This window comes from Legionella jordanis, from assembly GCF_900637635.1.
Taxonomy (GTDB): domain Bacteria; phylum Pseudomonadota; class Gammaproteobacteria; order Legionellales; family Legionellaceae; genus Tatlockia; species Tatlockia jordanis.
Genome location: NZ_LR134383.1, coordinates 1596257 through 1612962, shown reverse-complemented (window position 1 = coordinate 1612962; position 16706 = coordinate 1596257). Strand labels below are relative to the sequence as shown.

The window sequence follows — 16706 nt, the reverse complement described above, 5'->3', positions numbered from 1 at the left end:
GAAAGTGAATTATTTACCTTTTGCAAGTTCCGGGAGACAATAGTAATTTTACAGGAAGGCTAAAGTGTAAATATGGAGCTTTTAGATATTCTTCTCAGTCTTTCGGCATTAACCATTCTGGAAATCATTCTGGGGATTGATAACTTGGTTTTTCTATCAATCCTAACGGAGAAATTGCCGAAGGAACAACGTCGATATGCCCGCCGATGGGGATTAACCTTTGCCTGGTTAACTCGTCTTTTGTTGTTAGCATCCGCTATTATGCTTGTGAAATTGACCCATCCCTTTTTTACCTGGGGTTCTTTTTCATTGTCTGTGCGTGATTTATTTCTCTTTGCGGGTGGTACTTTTCTGATTGTTAAAGCGACTCAAGAGATTCACTATGAAGTCGCAGGTTCTGAGGAGGAAAAGGAAGCAAGTCTTTCTTTCCCTAAAAAGAGGGTTACATTTAGAAGTGTGGTGTTTCAAGTGGCTGTGATGGATATTATTTTTTCGCTGGATAGTGTTCTCACGGCTGTTGGTTTAACCAACCATTTTTTCGTCATGGCCTCAGCAATAACTTGTGCAATACTGGTCATGTTGTACGCCAGTGAACCGGTAAGTAATTTTATTGACAAACATCCGACAGTTAAAATGCTTGCTTTAAGTTTTTTAATTTTGATCGGCATGGTCCTTGTCGCTGATGGCTTCTCCTTCCATATTCCCAGGGGCTACGTTTATTTTGCAATGGGCTTTTCTTTAGGAGTCGAATCGCTTAATCTTTTGCGGCGATCTCGCCAACGTCGGCGAAAGAGGGTAAGAGATAAAGATGTTAACGATTAAAGCATTTCATATTATTGCTATGGTGGCTTGGTTTGCCGGGCTTTTCTATCTTCCAAGGTTATTCGTCTATCATGCCGATGCTCAAGACAGCATTAGCCTTGCTCGTTTTAAGGTTATGGAGCGTCGTTTGTATTATGGGATAACTTGGCCTGCAGCGCTGACAACAACCATCTTGGGTTTAAGCCTACTTCTTTTTAATCCGCAGTATTATTTAAGGGCGGGATGGATGCATGCCAAGTTAGGGTTGGTTTTGTTATTGTGGATCTATCATGGATTTTGTGGCTATTATCGAAAACGCTACGCTGAAGGAAAAAACAATAGAAGTGCGAAATTTTATCGCATTTTCAATGAATTACCTACGGTTTTACTCATCGCGATTGTTCTATTGGTGGTCGTGAGGCCTTTTTAAGCTTAATTTTTTAGAAGTTAGAGCTAAAAAGCTCTAATCCATTTCAACCATTTCGAAATCTTCTTTGCCTGCGCCACAATCGGGACAAAACCAATTTTCAGGAACATCTTCCCAACGGGTTCCTGGTTCAATACCGTCTTCTGGCCATCCCTCAGCCTCATCATAGATGAATCCACAAATGACGCAAATGTATCGCTTGTATTCTTGCATAATCTTCATTCAATTTTAAAAGGGCTTAATTTAACGATTGCTTCTTTGATTGTAAAGAGTAAAAGAGCTGCGTTTTGTCAGCTCACTAAAAAAACTGTAAAATATTAGGCTTAGTTCAATGATAGGAAAATCATGACATTTTCACAAAAGCTATTTGCTGAGGCCCAAACTCTAATTCCGGGTGGAGTAAACTCTCCTGTGCGAGCGTTTAAGGGAGTGGGCGGGGATCCCATTTTCTTTAAAAAAGGCAAGGGAGCATATCTTACTGATGTTGATGACAAATCTTACATCGATTATGTCGGTTCTTGGGGGCCCCTTATCCTTGGCCATTGCCATCCCCAAGTTATTAAAGCGGTGAGTGAGGTATTAAACAGTGGGATGAGTTTTGGTGCTCCGACCGAATTGGAAGTGAAGCTGGCTAAGAAGATCACTGAATTGATGCCAGCCATAGAAAAGGTTCGAATGGTTAACTCAGGCACTGAGGCGACGATGACGGCCATTCGTTTGGCACGGGGCTATACAGGCAAAAACAAAATTATTAAATTCAATGGTTGTTATCACGGCCATAGTGACGGATTGCTGGTTAAAGCAGGTTCTGGTTTGCTCACTTTAGGCATTCCTTCAACTCCAGGCATTCCTGCAAGCATTACCGAACATACTTTAACTGCTGATTTTAATCACTTGGAGCAAACTGCTGCTTTGTTTGAGCGTTATAAGGGAGATATTGCTGCAGTTATTTTAGAGCCTATTGCAGGAAATATGGGTTTTGTATTACCCAAACCAGAATTTCTTAAAGGACTTAGACAATTATGCACCGACAACGGATCTTTGCTCATTTTTGATGAAGTCATGACTGGTTTTCGTGTGGCTTTAGGTGGTGCGCAAGCTCTTTATAATATTATCCCCGATTTGACGACTTTGGGGAAAGTCATCGGTGGAGGTATGCCAGTTGGGGCAATTGGAGGCAAGGCTTCAATTATGAGCTGTTTGGCACCTGAAGGGGCGGTGTATCAGGCGGGTACTTTATCGGGTAATCCATTGGCCATGGCTGCTGGATTGGCCACATTGACTGAAATTGAAAAACCTGGCTTTTATGAGCAATTGGCCAATTATTCACAAGCCATGCTGCAGGGGTTGGCTGATATTGTGAATTCCTTCAAATTGCCATTCTGCTATGCTTCTCAAGGAGGAATGTTCGGTTTCTGCTTTAACAGCAAAGACCAGGTACTTGATTATCAAGACGTTGCTGATTCGGATGAGCCTTTGTTCCGACGATTTTTCCACGGCATGCTGGCGAAGGGTATTTATTTTGCACCGTCCATGTACGAGGCTGGGTTTGTTTCAATTGCCCATCAACAGGAAGAGCTTCAATCAACATTAAAGGCAGCCGAATCCGTACTGTCACAGATCCAAAAGGTGACTGCTTAATGAAAAAATATCATGTTTATGGAATCGGTAATGCTTTACTCGATCGAGATGTCAAAGTAGATGAAAATCTTTTACAAGAACTGCTCATTGAAAAAGGCGTGATGACTCTCACGGATGCAGTAAGACATCAGCAGCTCCTGAGTGCTTTAGATGGGAAATTTTGTCACAGTGGCTGCGGTGGTTCGGCAGCCAATACCCTAATTGCGCTAAATCAATTTGGCGGACGAGGATTCTACAGCTGCAAGCTTGCCAATGACGAAGCGGGGAAACTGTTTCTGCAAGAACTGTTTGCATTGGGAATCGAATGCAATTTAGCGTTTGAGGATTTGACGCCAGGTATTACCGGCCAATGTTTGGTATTGGTGACCGATGATGCCCAGCGCACGATGAACACTCATCTTGGTATTTCAGAAACTCTCTGTCCTCAGGTTCTTAATTTTCAAGCAATTGCCGAATCAGAATATCTTTATCTTGAAGGTTATCTAATTACTTCGCCAACAGCCAGAAGGGCATTACTGCAGGCAAGAAGGCATGCTAAAGAAGCTGGAACAAAAGTGGCTTTGACTTTGTCTGACCCTAATATGGTTCGTTATTTCAAACAAGAATTGCTGGCCGTGATAGAAGGGCAGGTCGATCTGTTGTTTTGTAATCAGGAAGAGGCATTGCTCTTTACTGAAAGCCATGATCTTGAAACAGCCATTGCTTTATTACAATCATTAAGCAACCACTTAATTATTACCTGTGGGGACCAAGGAGCTGTTCTGGCTATAGACGGTGAGATTCTAAGAATCCCTACGTTGCCAATTAAGGCCGTGGATACTGTTGGTGCCGGGGACATGTTCGCTGGCGCCTACCTATATGCGATTACTCATGGCTATGCACCGCAGGTAGCGACCGTCCTGGCCAATCGGGCTGCTGCTGAAGTAGTGAGTCAATATGGAGCGCGTTTAAGAGATGAACAGGTCGCGGCAATTAAACGTGAGTTCATTGCAAATAACTACAGTTTAGCCACGGAAAGACAAAGATTGGCAAAGGCCAAGGACAAAGAAACTGAGTTCTAGACTGCACATACTCCAAAAATCCATCTTATTCAGCATCTTCTGAATAAGATGGGTTCTACCAGCAAAATGTAATTAGAATAAATTCACTACAATGTTCTCGACTTTCTGAGCGATTAGTGCTTCCTCATCTCCACGAATAACAAGAATCCTCTTCCCCTTTGCGGAAATGTCAAAGCAATTGCTGTCAACCTTTTGTTGATTAACTTTGTGGTTGAGTTCAAAATCGAGGTGTGAGAGTGGATCAATGACTTTCTCACGAATGATGGACGCGTTCTCGCCCACTCCTCCCGTAAAAATCAAGGCATCAAGATCTGCAATTTGACTGCAATAAGCCCCGATTATTTTTTGTAATGAATAGACATACATATCAATGGCCAAAATAGCCGATTCGTCCTCTGCTGATGCCCGTTCAATTAGGCGACGCATATCATTTTCGTTTGCTATCCCTTTAAGGCCGCTGTTTTTATTCAAGAGGTTATCCACCTCGACAGTACTCATTCCTTGATACTGCAGATACAAGGGGATTGCAGGATCAATATCTCCGCAACGTGTTCCCATGATTAAACCCGCCAAAGGCGTCATCCCCATGGTGGTGTCAAAAGACTCTCCATTTTTTATGAGACAGGCACTTGCTCCGTTACCTAGGTGTAAACTAATAAAATTGCATGTCTCCAAGGGTTTATTTAAGAAAGCAGCAGCGCTTCTCGCGACGTATTCATGGTTAATGCCATGAAAACCATAACGTTTGATTTGATATTTCTGGGTAATCCCTCTATTGATGGCATAATTGTGTACATGAGGAGGTATGCTGTGATGAAAACCGCTATCAAATACAGCGACATGCAAAGCCTGAGGGAAATGTTGTTGGGCGAATTGTATCCCCAGGGCATTGATGGGATTGTGAATAGGAGCTAACTGCGAAAGTTTTTTAATATTTTCCAACACCTCAGGGTTAATGATTGTTGGTAAAAAATAATCATTACCACCATGAACGACCCGGTGGCCAACTCCTTGTATGGGATATTTAACTAAATCTTCTTTTAACTTGTGGGCTAAAGCAGTAAATGCTTCTTCGTGATTCGAAAAAGTGCAGGCTTTGCTTTCTTTTGTTCCTTTATTATCAGTGTGGTGCCAATGGCCACTGATTTCACCTATTCCTTCAATAAGTCCTGAAAGCAGAGAAAGAGTTTGCTCGTGATCGACTTTAAACGCTTTATATTTTATTGAGGAGCTTCCTGCATTGAGTGTTAGTACATTCATTACTTATCTCCTTTAGCCTGTATGGCTGTAACCAAAATCGTGTTTATGATGTCTTCAGGAGTGCAACCGCGGCTTAAATCATTCACAGGTTTATTTAAGCCGAGCAAAACTGGTCCTATTGCCAGAGCGCCTGTTTCTCTCTGCACCGCTTTGTATGTGTTGTTACCCGTATTGAGATCAGGAAAAATTAAAACATTGGCATCACCCAGCAATTTAGAATTAGGCAATTTTTTTCTGGCAACCTCAGGATCAACTGCCGCGTCATATTGAATTGGGCCTTCAACCACTAATTGGGGTTTCAATTGTTTTACAATGTCCAATGCTTTAGCGACTTTTTCCACGCTTTCGCCTTTGCCAGAATGCCCAGAGGAGTAGGATAGTAATGCAACTTTAGGCTTAATGCCTAGATTTTTTGCAATTTGCGCTGCTTGAATCGCAATTTCGGCAAGGGTTTGGCTATCGGGTTCAGGATTAATGGCGCAATCACCATAAATTAATACCCGCGTTGGCATACACATGATGAATACCGAAGAAACCTTATTGACATCAGGTTTTGTTTTAATAATTTCTAAAGCAGGACGAACTGTATCGGCGGTAGTATGGGCAGCACCAGACACCATGCCATCGGCATCACCACAGTAAACCATCATGGCTGCAAAATAATTCACGTCTGCCATTCGTTCAAGGGCGATTGGCAGATTGATATTTTTGTGTTTGCGAAGCTCATAGTATTTTTGAGCGTAAGTTTCTCTCAATGGGGTGGTTTCAAGATCAATGATGTTCACATCCGGCAGATCTAACCCCAAGCGCTTTGCCTGCAGTAGAATTTTTTCTGGTTTGCCGAGAATAGTTAGGTTCACAATCTGACGTTTAAGCACATAATCTGCAGCGATCAAAATGCGGGAATCATCACCTTCAGGTAATATAATATGCTGTTTTAATTTTTTCGCTTTCGAACTGATGTCATGCAAGAATACGGCCGGAGTTAACCTTGGGCTTTTTGTTTTGTCGCTTAATAATTTGAGAAGGGGTTTCACCAGAAATGGCCGCATTGATTCAATGGCTTTACTAACCTTTGCCGGATCAGTACTGCTCAGGCTGAACCTTGCAGTATATAACGTAGTAGCTGTTTCATAAGTTCTCAACTTGGTTAATAAAACCGGAAAAGTATACTCAAGCCCTGATAGAATTTCACGGATAACTGGACCTGGCATTTCACCACCAGTCAAAACAATGCCAGCAATTTTGGGGTAATTGGCTGATTGATCGGCCAGTAATGAACCCAGCAAAACATCAATTCGATCATCTGGGGTGATAATCAACATGCCATTGCGTTCCAGGCGTGATTCCAGAAAATTTCCGACTGTTTTTGCAGCGATTGTAAATTGTCGTACGGGACGATGCAGTTCTTTAGTGCCGGTAATGATTTGGGCATGCAATTTAATGGCTATGTCCCGCATGGAAGGATGGGCGAGTTCATCAAATTCGGGTAAGACTGCAATAAAGGTCAATTCAGGAAAGTTTTTTTCAAACAGTTCCTGGGCTTCTGTTTCCATGGCACTGGGGACACGATTGACAATAACCCCAGTTACTCGTGCATGACTCTTATGACTAATTTCCAAAGCATTTCTTAAAAGGGTCACACTGTGTTCTAACGTTCTGTCTTTTGCTGAAAGGACGAGAATCACATCGCAATTTAATTGCTGAGCGAGCATCAGATTAAATTGATATTCAAATAGATCGTGATCACTTTCAAAATCGGTGCCTTCAAAATAAGTGATCTGGGCATCATTATTTCTATCAGTAAACTCAAGGGCTGCCGAGATCAAATCTGCAGGAGAGTCTCGCATTAGGTCAATCGCTTGACTAATAGACATAAGATGCTTAACCGATTCCTCGTTAATTGCCTCAATCAAAGGAATTTGAGAGTTATCCGACTCTGAAAATAATTTAAAACATTTAAGCGACGTTTGTTGTTCTTTGAGCAAGGAGAGGAATCCTAAAGAAACAAAAGACTTTCCTGGTCGTTTTTCAATCCCGGTTAAATACAGTTTTTTATGCATAACAACCTCAAATTAGCCTGATTGATTACTATAGAACTCAAACACAGAACCACAAAAAATGTAAAGAAAATGCATGCTGTGTTAAGAAACTGAAGGTTTTTGTAAGAAGATTCTATTTTACAGCATTTTCCCCAAATTCGGCGTAGACAGTTAAAAATTTGCGTGTCATATTCGAAGAAACTCAGCTAACAAAGGAGGGCATCTGATGTCTAAAGTTGATAGCAAGAAAGTAGTTTGGAGTGATTTCCCACAAGGAATTGTAGCCTTATTTTTCATCCAGATTTTTTCGACTTTAAGCTTTAGTGTGCTTTACTCCACGTTAGTTCTCTATCTTACTAAAAAACTCGGTATTTCGGTACCGCACGCCAATAATATCATAGGAATTTTCGTTGCAGGTAATTTCGCATTGCATTTGCTGGGTGGTTGTTGCGGCGGACGTTTGCTTTCTAATAGAGCATTATTTTGCTTAGGTATGTTCGCGCAGGTAGTAGGTTGCATATTTTTGGCCACAGAAAGTATCTCCTATTTATACTGTGGTTTAGGGTTCTTTTTGACCGGAAGCGGGCTTAATGTAACTTGCATCAATTGTATGGTTACTCAGCGTTTCCAGGCAAAAGATAGCCGCAGGGAAACTGCATTTTTATGGAATTATGCAGGGATGAATGTTGGTTTTTTTATTGGCTTTAGTTTAAGTGGTTATTTTCAGCTGTCGCAAAATTATTCCCGCTTGTTTTTGTTAAGCAGTGTAGGAAATTTGATTGCCATCTTCATTTGTCTTTACTTTTGGCACAGTTTAACTGATCAAAATACAGCGTTGAGCCGTTTATCCAACTCAGATAAAAAGAGGGCGTCACTGGGCGGAATGATGGTTATTATTGGCCTCCCGTTTATGTTAAGTCAGCTTATTCATTATGCAGATTGGGCCAATAAATTAATTTTAGTCACCGGTGTATTGGTTCTTGCTGTTGCAATCTGCCTTGTTTTTAATCAAGAGTCAAGGTCTGCCCGTGAAAAGTTGCTGGCGTTTGTGGTTCTTATGTTAGTGAGTACCGTTTTTTGGACTCTTTATCAAATTGGACCCATGGGGTTGACCCATTTTATTGAGAATAATGTTCGCCGTAATTTGTCTGTAGCAACGATTGCCCCTCAATGGTTCCAAAATATAAATACCATTTGTATTGTCCTGGGAGGCCCTTTATTAAGCTTGGCGTTTAGCAAGATGCGCTCACGAGGTATGCAGGTGAATATACCCGCACAATTCGCCTTTGCCTTGTTGCTGATTGGCCTTGCTTTTGCACTGCTACCTCTTGGTATTCATAATGCTGATCCGCAAGGATTTGTTTCGCCCGGTTGGATTGTTTTAAGTTTTATCCTGCAAAGTGTTGGTGAAGTGCTCATTTCACCCATTGGTTATGCGATGGTTGGGGCCTTGGTTCCTAATTCCCTGCAGGGAATCATGATGGGAATGTGGATGCTTGCTACGGGCGTAGGTGCTACCTTATCGAGTTACAGCTCCAATTGGATGACTAATGGAAAAGAGAGTAATCTTCCGTTAATAACCAATAATGGGTATAGTAGTGTCTTTCTAGATTTAGGCTTGTTTGCGATTGCTGCTTCGGTGCTTCTATTTTTATTAGCCCCCAGAATTCGTAGCTGGATCAATGACAAGGCAGTGACGGTAGTGGAGGACTGTGCCTCTGTTGCCGCTTAATGAGTAGATGTGTGAGTAATCCTTTTGTCCCAGTAAAAACGGCAAATTTATCCTGGCGTGGTGATTTGCCGTTTTCCCAAGAATTTAATGACATTTACTTTTCTTTCGATGATGGCCTTAAAGAGGCTGAACACGTTTTTATTACTGGCAATCGATTGATTGATCGTTGGCATAATTTGTCTGCAGAAACCTTTGTAATTGCTGAAACGGGTTTTGGTAGTGGTTTGAATTTCCTACTGACTTGGTCTCTTTGGAAAAAGCATGCTCCTGAAAATTCCCGCCTCTATTACTTCAGTTGTGAACAATTTCCATTAACCAAAACCGATTTGGCTCGTTGCCTTAAGTTGTGGCCGCAGCTAAAAACCGAAGCTGAAACGTTATTATTAGAGTATCCAGTCCTTACCCCCGGGTTTCACTTCTTAACATTCGATGATGGCAGAATTAATCTCGTTTTAATGTTGGGTGATGCTTTATCCTGTTATCAGCAACTTGTAGTCTGTGGCGATCCTTCATTAGAGGCAAGATTACGCAATCAATTTATTGATGCCTGGTACTTAGATGGTTTTGCACCTGCTAAAAATGCCAACATGTGGTCAGAGGATTTATTTTATACCATTAGCCTATTATCTAAACCAGGAACAACATTAGCCACCTTCTCCGCGGCAGCATTGGTGAAGCAAAATCTCAGGAAGGTTGGATTTCTGATTGAAAAAATCAAAGGCTTCGGTCGCAAAAGGGATATGATTACTGCAGTATGCAATCAGGAAGCCAAGGAATGCAAAAGAAAAAATCGCATAACGCCCTGGCACCACAATGTATTGCCAAAGATTGAACAGAAAAAAGCCATTGTTTTAGGTGCGGGGTTGGCAGGCTGTTACACAGCTTATGCATTGGCCAAGCGAAATTGGCAGGTTCAATTAATGGATTCCCAATCCGAAGTAGGTCTTGGTGCATCGGGTAATAAGCAAGCTGTTCTTTATCCCATGTTATCAACATATCACTCGCCCTTGACGGCTTTTATGCTGAGTGGATTTTTATTTGCAGTTCGAGAATACAGTAAATTTCTTGGTCAATATGATGTAGGAGAACTATCAGGAATATTGCAGTTGGCCTTTAATGAGACAGAGAAAAGGGCGCATCTCGATTTGAGAGAGTGGCTGGCTAGTTATCCTGAACTAGGACAATTATTGAGTGCTCAGGAAGCATCTGAAGTCGCAGGGATTGACTTACAATGCGGCGGTTTATTTATTCCTCTTTCTGGCTGGATAAACTCTCCTAAGCTTTGCCGGATTCTCTCTGACCATGAAAATATCACTTGGTCACCAAATACTTCCATTGATGAATTAGTTTATCGAGATGGTGGATGGTGGGCCAATGGGCAGTCAGCCGAAGTTTTGGTTATTGCCAATGGCTATCAAGCCAAGCAATTTAAGGAAACCGAATTTTTGCCGCTCAAGCCTATCCGGGGACAAATGAGTTTTATTCAAGCGAGCCCTGACAGTCAACTACTAAAGCTTCCTTTATGTGGTGATGGCCACATTCTTCCTATGTTCGGGAAAGGGCATGCCTTGGGTGCAACTTATCATTTATCCCGCTTTGATTCCGAGTGTTGTCCTGAGGACGATGAGCTCAATCTTGCGAGATTGGAGAAAATTCCCTCAGGATTAACTTGGTCTAAAAAATGCAAAAGCAGTTGGGCTGGTGTGAGAGGTGCAACAACAGATTATTTGCCGATTGTAGGACCTGTTCCGAATAGTTCGGAATTTCGGCAAAGATTTGCCGGCTTGGAAAGCAATGCGAAACGATGGCTTCCTTATGCGGGCCCTTATTACAACGGTTTATATCTTTGTGCGGGGTTTGGTTCAAGAGGTTTAACAACGATACCTTTGGCTGCTGAATGGTTGGCCGCCTCAATTAATAATGAACCTTCTGTATTGCCGCGATATTTGATGCAAGCCTTGTCCCCAGCACGATTTATACGCAAATCAATCATTAGAAAATCTTAGCGAGGATTGTTTTGCTATAAAATCATTCACAATGACAAGTTTTCTTAAGAAGGATTGACTCCTCTAGAACAAAGGAGATTTTCATGGATTATAGGAAAGAGAAATTGACCATTTCATTTATCGCTCCGGAGTCAATTGATCAGGGTTTATGGGGGCAGACTTCACAACGATGTTCTATGTTTCTTGAAAAAGTAAATCGGTTGACAGAGGAGTTTAAGGGTTTAAAGTTGGCTGAGTTTGTTCTTGCCGCGCTACAAGACAGCCACAGGAACTTAGAAATCTCTAATGATATGACGGTAACCAGGCCCTCAAATACTCTTAATTTGGCTTTTAGACAATCAGTGAATCGGCGGGATTCCCCACTTATTAAATGGTCACCTGAAATTCACGGCTCTATAAATTTATAATGCTTAAGCCTTCATCCGGCTAACTTAGGTAAATAAAACTTGCTTATCATCATCTAGACCGTTACTCTTCGCCCAGCTTGAAAATGACGAAGAGGTAGGCTGTGCACGATCTTGCTATTTATCAAATTGACGCTTTTACGGATAAGGTCTTTCATGGAAATCCCGCTGCAGTTTGTTTATTGAATGACTGGTTGAATGATGAACTGATGCAGGCTATTGCCGTTGAAAATAATCTCTCTGAGACCGCATTCGTCATCGAGGATGGCAATGGTTTTCATATTCGTTGGTTCACTCCGAAAGGGGAAATAAGCTTGTGTGGCCATGCAACTTTGGCTGCCGGGTTTGTTTTACATGAACTAAAGAAAACCAAGGAAACGGTCATTTTTTCGAGTTTGAGCGGTGCTTTAGCAGTGCATAAACAAGGAGAGCGCTATACCCTTGATTTCCCGCGCTTAACCTTTCAAGACAGTCGAACCCCAGAAGCCATCATGCAGTGTTTGGATCAACCTTGCGTTGAAATTTATGACAGTGAATTGGATTATCTGGTTGTATTAGCTAATGAATCCCAAGTGTTGCAAACTCAAGTTGACCTTAAAATATTGTCGAGCCTGACAAAGCGCGGGTTAATTATCACTGCGAAATCTACAGAAGCTGATTTCTATTCCCGATGCTTTTATCCCAAGCATAATATTCCTGAGGATCCTGTTACAGGTTCGGCCCATTGTGTTTTGGCACCTTACTGGTCTTCCAAGCTTAATAAAAAGGAATTACATGGAATCCAGGGATCTTTGCGCAAAGGCGAAGTGTTTTGTGAAGTGCTTGAGAATAGGGTTAATCTTTCAGGTAACTGCAGATGGTACATGAAAGGCCATATTATTATTTAACCTCATTGCTCAGGAAAATAGAGTTGCCAGTAAAGAGAGGCTACGTGGCCAATGTGTAAGGGATGGCTAAAGACAGTCTGAAAAATGTATCCTGCGCCAACAGTCAGTCTGTCTGAAGCTTGCTGATCCAGGCTGATAAGAACACGATTTTGAGCGATGGTGGGCGTTATTTCCCAATCTGGTTTATTTAGATTAACAAATATTTCATCAAAAACAACCAAACTGAGTTTATCAATAAGAGGCTTTTTTATTAGCAGTCGCTCACGCAAACGATAACTTATTTCATTTGAATCCTGGCGTGTTCGCTGCTCTAAGCGGGAGCGAAGTAACCACAATGAACCCGGATGGCTATAAGTGCCTTGTTCCCAAAGCCTCATCTCGTGAAGCATGGGTCCTCCCAACGGTTTGGCATTGATTGATGTGGTGCCTAGTGAAAATTGCCAGGACGAGGACCATTGATAGCTGCCACTGAAATTAGTAAGGAATTCTCCAAAAAGGTTATTACGTACAGCTTGCCGTAATTGCGGTTCAAGTTGATAAGAAAATTTACCCATAGTGGTATTTAAACCCAATACCGTCCATATCTTTTCAGTGGTTTGTGCGGCATACAAGGATTTAGGCAAAAAAAATGCAATGCATATTAAAAAATAAACGCTTCTCACGCACACCAATCCTAAATTAGAAAAAATATTCGCTTAACAAAAAAATTGAAACATATAGAACATTAAATTGCTAGTGATTGTTATTTTTGAGATTTTTTAAATTAAACAATTGCAAATTATCATTGCGATCATCCTAACAGCGTGTTAAAAAAGCTGTTCGCAATATCAAGGAGTGAGCTCATGTCTTCCATGGGAAAGCGGTTTAGATCTCTTGTTAAAACTAACTCACCTCTCCAAGTTGTAGGCACAATTAACGCCTATTCTGCAATGCTAGCCGAATCCGTGGGGTGTGAAGCCATTTATTTATCAGGTGCTGGTGTGGCTAATGCTTCCTATGGCTTACCGGATTTGGGAATGACGAGCCTTCCTGATGTCCTTGAGGATGCCCGAAGAATTACCGATGCTTGCTCACTTCCTTTGCTGGTTGATGTCGATACGGCCTGGGGACACGCATTTAATATCGCCAGAACCGTTAAGCTCATGGAGCGAGCCTCTGTGGCGGCCATTCACATTGAGGATCAGGTGCTTGCCAAACGCTGTGGACATCGGCCCAATAAAGCCATCGTTTCAAAACAGGAGATGGGGGATCGGATCAAAGCAGCTGTTGATGCCCGTTGTGACGACAATTTCGTCATCATGGCTCGTACTGATGCCTATGCTGTTGAGGGAATGGCAGCGGCCGTGGAGAGAGCGCAGCTTTGCGTAGAATTAGGGGCAGATATGTTGTTTCCTGAGGCAATGACCACTCTGGAAGAGTATAAAGAATTCTGCTCCCATTTCACTGTACCTGTTTTGGCAAACATTACAGAATTTGGCAAAACCCCCTTATTCTCAAGAGAAGAATTGAAAGAGGCAGGTATTCAATTGATTTTATATCCTCTGAGTGCCTTTAGAGCGATGTCGCAAGCGGCTTTAACGGTGTATCGCAGCATCATGCAAACCGGCAGCCAAAAAGATGTTGTGAATATGATGCAAACTCGAAATGATTTATACAACGTTTTGGGTTACCAGGAGTATGAAAAAAAACTAGACCAATTAATGGAGGTTGAGGATGGTCAATAAATCAGGAGCGGGATTAGCTGGTGTGGTTGCTGGGCAATCCGCTATTGCTACGGTAGGACAAGAGGGTAAGGGGTTAAATTACCGTGGTTATTCAATCTATGATTTAGCAGAACATGCTACTTTTGAGGAAGTGGCTTATTTACTTCATTACGGCCATTTGCCCACGCAAGCAGACCTGGATAACTATGTAAAAAAATTAATGGGGCTTAGAAATCTGCCTGAAGATTTAAAAAAAGTATTAAAGTTAATTCCAAAAAATACCCATCCTATGGATGTATTACGCACAGGCTGTTCAATGTTAGGAACTCTCGAACCCGAAGAGCAATTCTCTCAACAGTATGATATCGCTGATCGGTTGCTGGCTTTATTTCCTGGCATGATGTGTTATTGGTATGCCTATCATTTTCAAGGGAAAGAAATTTCAGGCCTAAGCGATGAGCCCAGTACCGGTGGCCATTTTCTAGCTCTTTTGCATGGCAAGAAACCCAGTGAACTGGAATGCGATATGATGAATGTTTCCTTAATCCTTTATGCGGAACATGAATTTAATGCTTCTACATTTGCTGCTCGTGTAACGGCTGCAACCTTGTCCGATTTTTATTCTGCAATCACCACTGCCATTGGGACATTACGTGGCCCATTGCACGGAGGTGCAAACGAAGCCGCCATGGAACTCATAGAACAATTCAAAAGCCCCGATGAAGCTGAGAAAGAATTGATGAGCATGCTGGCAAACAAAGCCAAGATCATGGGTTTCGGCCATCGCGTCTACACAGTATCTGATCCCCGGTCCGATATTATTAAAGCCTGGTCAAAAAAATTAGCTGAAGCTAAAAACGACAGTTTATTGTTTGACGTCTCGGAACGAATTGAGGCTGTAATGAGGCGAGAGAAAAAACTCTTTCCCAACCTGGATTTTTATAGCGCCTCAGCCTATCATTTTTGCGGAATTCCAACTCATTTATTTACCCCAATTTTTGTCATGTCACGCATAACAGGATGGTCTGCACATGTTTTTGAGCAGAGAGCGGACAACCGCTTAATTCGACCCACTTCTGAATATACAGGGCCTGAACCACAACAATTTATTGCCATTGATAGGAGAGGCTAAAATGCATTCTGCTGTGGAAGATAATATTAAACCAGATTACGACAGCGTATTAACGGATATCGCTGACTATGTTTTAAATAGCAACATTGATAGCGTTGAAGCTTATGAGACCGCCCGCCTTTGTTTAATGGATACCTTAGGCTGTGGAATGCTGGCTTTAAACTTTCCAGAATGCAGCAAACTTCTGGGACCTGTTGTTAAAGGCGCCACTCTGCCAGGTGGCGCGCGCGTTCCTGGAACCAATTATGAACTGGATCCTGTGCAAGCTGCTTTCAATATAGGAACGATGGTTCGTTGGCTTGATTTTAATGACACCTGGTTGGCGGCAGAATGGGGACATCCCTCCGATAATCTGGGCGCTATTCTTGCAGTCGCTGATTATGTAAGTCGACAAAATCTTAAAAATGGTAAACCCTCCTTAAAAATGCATACTGTGCTTACAGCAATGATTAAAGCGCATGAAATCCAGGGCTGCATGGCTTTGGAAAACAGCTTTAATCGTGTGGGCCTGGATCATGTCATTTTGGTGAAGCTGGCCAGTGCGGCTGTCGCAGCCCATTTGCTGGGTGCCGATAGAGATGGTTTACTTCGTACTTTATCCCAGGTCTTTGTCGATGGACAAAGCTTAAGAACTTACAGACACGCCCCAAATGCTGGTTCTCGCAAATCATGGGCAGCGGGCGATGCAACTGCCAGGGCCGTGCGGCTTGCACTGATTTCCATGACTGGTGAAATGGGTTACCCGAGTTGTTTAACAGCCCCCAAGTGGGGATTTTACGATGTGTTGTTTGAAGGCAAGCCATTTAAATTCCAGCGACCTTATGAAAGTTATGTTATGGAACATGTCCTCTTTAAGCTGTCTTATCCAGCTGAATTTCATGCACAAACTGCGGTAGAATGTGCAGTGGCTTTGCATCCGATAGTGCGAGATCGATTCGATGATATTGTTCGCATTGAATTGATTACTCATGAATCCGCCATTCGCATCATCAGCAAACAAGGCCCTTTGCACAACCCGGCTGATCGTGACCATTGTCTGCAATATATGGTCGCAATAGGGCTTTTGCATGGTGATTTGCGGGCTGAGCATTATGAAGACATGACTGCTAAAGATCCTCGAATTGATGAGTTACGTGCCAAAATGCATGTATCGGAAAATAAGCAATTTTCTCTGGATTACCATGATCCACAAAAACGCTCAATTGCCAATAGCATTAAATTAATCTTTAAAGACGGCACCGAATCAAGATTGGTAACGGTTGAATATCCAATTGGGCACAAGCGCCGTAGAGAAGAGGGTATTCCAGTCTTAATGGCAAAATTCAAGCACAATATGGCTACTCGTTTTGTCCCATCTCAGGTCGATACAATCGCTCAAGCCATGAGTGACACCAATACACTTGCTGCAATGTCTGTGGTTGATTTTATGGACTTGTGGAAATCCTAATCCGTCATTCCTTGGGACTCTGAGGCATTCCAAAGAGTCCATCTTTCAATTTAATCGAGCCACTCCTGCCAAGGAGCTGCTTGATTTGTGCTCATATATCCATCCAATAAATTATTGTTTTTAGACGTTGATCATACAACGACAAAAATTATTCAGATTGACA

15 protein-coding genes are annotated in these 16706 nt (G+C 42.2%); 11 read left to right on the top strand and 4 right to left on the bottom strand.

Features of this window, described 5'->3' with window-relative positions; all coding sequences use genetic code 11:
* Nucleotides 1-72: 72 nt before the first annotated feature.
* Nucleotides 73-822 carry a TerC family protein gene (locus tag EL203_RS07145; protein ID WP_058470971.1) on the top strand — a complete coding sequence of 250 codons (750 nt, stop codon included), beginning with the start codon at nucleotides 73-75 and terminating at the stop codon, nucleotides 820-822.
* The gene (hemJ, locus tag EL203_RS07140; protein ID WP_058470972.1) at nucleotides 809-1231 is read left to right on the top strand and encodes a protoporphyrinogen oxidase HemJ; all 423 of its coding nucleotides are present in this window, start codon (nucleotides 809-811) and stop codon (nucleotides 1229-1231) included. The genes EL203_RS07145 and hemJ overlap by 14 nt, the downstream gene beginning before the upstream one ends.
* Before the next feature lie 33 nt (nucleotides 1232-1264).
* Here hemJ and EL203_RS07135 read toward each other — a convergent pair whose 3' ends face one another.
* The gene (locus tag EL203_RS07135; RefSeq protein WP_010947264.1) at nucleotides 1265-1441 is read right to left on the bottom strand and encodes a rubredoxin; all 177 of its coding nucleotides are present in this window, start codon (nucleotides 1439-1441) and stop codon (nucleotides 1265-1267) included.
* 132 nt (nucleotides 1442-1573) lie between these two features.
* Between EL203_RS07135 and hemL the strand changes: the two genes are divergently transcribed.
* Entirely contained in the window at nucleotides 1574-2869 is a 1296-nt protein-coding gene (hemL, locus tag EL203_RS07130; protein WP_058470973.1) for a glutamate-1-semialdehyde 2,1-aminomutase, read from the top strand.
* Complete coding sequence (locus tag EL203_RS07125) at nucleotides 2869-3930, top strand: adenosine kinase (RefSeq protein WP_064108398.1); 1062 nt, start codon at nucleotides 2869-2871, stop codon at nucleotides 3928-3930. Before hemL ends, EL203_RS07125 begins: the two co-directional genes overlap by 1 nt.
* A gap of 72 nt (nucleotides 3931-4002) precedes the next feature.
* Here the strand turns inward: EL203_RS07125 and EL203_RS07120 are convergent, their stop codons facing one another.
* Together EL203_RS07120 and pta are read right to left on the bottom strand one after the other, a co-directional pair.
* Complete coding sequence (locus EL203_RS07120; protein ID WP_058470974.1) at nucleotides 4003-5190, bottom strand: acetate/propionate family kinase; 1188 nt, start codon at nucleotides 5188-5190, stop codon at nucleotides 4003-4005.
* The gene (gene pta / locus EL203_RS07115) at nucleotides 5190-7253 is read right to left on the bottom strand and encodes a phosphate acetyltransferase (RefSeq protein WP_058470975.1); all 2064 of its coding nucleotides are present in this window, start codon (nucleotides 7251-7253) and stop codon (nucleotides 5190-5192) included. The genes EL203_RS07120 and pta overlap by 1 nt, the downstream gene beginning before the upstream one ends.
* Before the next feature lie 205 nt (nucleotides 7254-7458).
* Between pta and EL203_RS07110 the strand changes: the two genes are divergently transcribed.
* The 4 genes from EL203_RS07110 (at nucleotide 7459) to EL203_RS07095 (ending at nucleotide 12261) form a co-directional block, all read left to right on the top strand.
* Nucleotides 7459-8964 carry a peptide MFS transporter gene (locus EL203_RS07110; RefSeq protein WP_058470976.1) on the top strand — a complete coding sequence of 502 codons (1506 nt, stop codon included), beginning with the start codon at nucleotides 7459-7461 and terminating at the stop codon, nucleotides 8962-8964.
* An 11-nt stretch (nucleotides 8965-8975) separates the two neighbouring features.
* A complete protein-coding gene (gene mnmC / locus EL203_RS07105; protein ID WP_058470977.1) occupies nucleotides 8976-10970 on the top strand; it encodes a bifunctional tRNA (5-methylaminomethyl-2-thiouridine)(34)-methyltransferase MnmD/FAD-dependent 5-carboxymethylaminomethyl-2-thiouridine(34) oxidoreductase MnmC in 1995 nt (664 codons plus the stop codon).
* Between the two features lie 83 nt (nucleotides 10971-11053).
* Complete coding sequence (locus tag EL203_RS07100; protein ID WP_058470978.1) at nucleotides 11054-11377, top strand: hypothetical protein; 324 nt, start codon at nucleotides 11054-11056, stop codon at nucleotides 11375-11377.
* A 101-nt stretch (nucleotides 11378-11478) separates the two neighbouring features.
* Nucleotides 11479-12261, top strand: a complete 783-nt coding sequence (locus EL203_RS07095) for a PhzF family phenazine biosynthesis protein (protein ID WP_058470979.1) — start codon at nucleotides 11479-11481, stop codon at nucleotides 12259-12261.
* A gap of 2 nt (nucleotides 12262-12263) precedes the next feature.
* Here the strand turns inward: EL203_RS07095 and EL203_RS07090 are convergent, their stop codons facing one another.
* Entirely contained in the window at nucleotides 12264-12923 is a 660-nt protein-coding gene (locus tag EL203_RS07090; RefSeq protein WP_058470980.1) for a DUF2490 domain-containing protein, read from the bottom strand.
* Between the two features lie 180 nt (nucleotides 12924-13103).
* On the opposite strand from EL203_RS07090, the gene prpB reads away from it, so the two are divergent.
* From prpB to EL203_RS07075, 3 genes are read left to right on the top strand one after another with little or no spacing between them, the layout of a single operon-like run.
* Nucleotides 13104-13985 (top strand): methylisocitrate lyase, encoded by an 882-nt coding sequence (prpB, locus tag EL203_RS07085; RefSeq protein WP_058470981.1) that lies wholly within the window; start codon nucleotides 13104-13106, stop codon nucleotides 13983-13985.
* Nucleotides 13975-15096 carry a bifunctional 2-methylcitrate synthase/citrate synthase gene (gene prpC, locus EL203_RS07080; RefSeq protein WP_058470982.1) on the top strand — a complete coding sequence of 374 codons (1122 nt, stop codon included), beginning with the start codon at nucleotides 13975-13977 and terminating at the stop codon, nucleotides 15094-15096. Before prpB ends, prpC begins: the two co-directional genes overlap by 11 nt.
* Nucleotide 15097: 1 nt before the next feature.
* A complete protein-coding gene (locus EL203_RS07075; protein WP_058470983.1) occupies nucleotides 15098-16543 on the top strand; it encodes a bifunctional 2-methylcitrate dehydratase/aconitate hydratase in 1446 nt (481 codons plus the stop codon).
* Nucleotides 16544-16706: the final 163 nt, after the last annotated feature.

Excerpts from the sequence above, each read along its gene's own strand:
- EL203_RS07100 (WP_058470978.1), top strand. The coding sequence starts at position 11,054 with ATGGATTATAGGAAAGAGAAATTGACCATTTCATTTATCGCTCCGGAG.
- EL203_RS07135 (WP_010947264.1), bottom strand. The coding sequence starts at position 1,441 with ATGCAAGAATACAAGCGATACATTTGCGTCATTTGTGGATTCATCTAT.
- EL203_RS07145 (WP_058470971.1), top strand. The coding sequence starts at position 73 with ATGGAGCTTTTAGATATTCTTCTCAGTCTTTCGGCATTAACCATTCTG.
- EL203_RS07125 (WP_064108398.1), top strand. The coding sequence starts at position 2,869 with ATGAAAAAATATCATGTTTATGGAATCGGTAATGCTTTACTCGATCGA.
- hemJ (WP_058470972.1), top strand. The coding sequence starts at position 809 with ATGTTAACGATTAAAGCATTTCATATTATTGCTATGGTGGCTTGGTTT.
- EL203_RS07120 (WP_058470974.1), bottom strand. The coding sequence starts at position 5,190 with ATGAATGTACTAACACTCAATGCAGGAAGCTCCTCAATAAAATATAAA.
- pta (WP_058470975.1), bottom strand. The coding sequence starts at position 7,253 with ATGCATAAAAAACTGTATTTAACCGGGATTGAAAAACGACCAGGAAAG.
- EL203_RS07110 (WP_058470976.1), top strand. The coding sequence starts at position 7,459 with ATGTCTAAAGTTGATAGCAAGAAAGTAGTTTGGAGTGATTTCCCACAA.
- EL203_RS07075 (WP_058470983.1), top strand. The coding sequence starts at position 15,098 with ATGCATTCTGCTGTGGAAGATAATATTAAACCAGATTACGACAGCGTA.
- prpB (WP_058470981.1), top strand. The coding sequence starts at position 13,104 with ATGTCTTCCATGGGAAAGCGGTTTAGATCTCTTGTTAAAACTAACTCA.
- prpC (WP_058470982.1), top strand. The coding sequence starts at position 13,975 with ATGGTCAATAAATCAGGAGCGGGATTAGCTGGTGTGGTTGCTGGGCAA.
- hemL (WP_058470973.1), top strand. The coding sequence starts at position 1,574 with ATGACATTTTCACAAAAGCTATTTGCTGAGGCCCAAACTCTAATTCCG.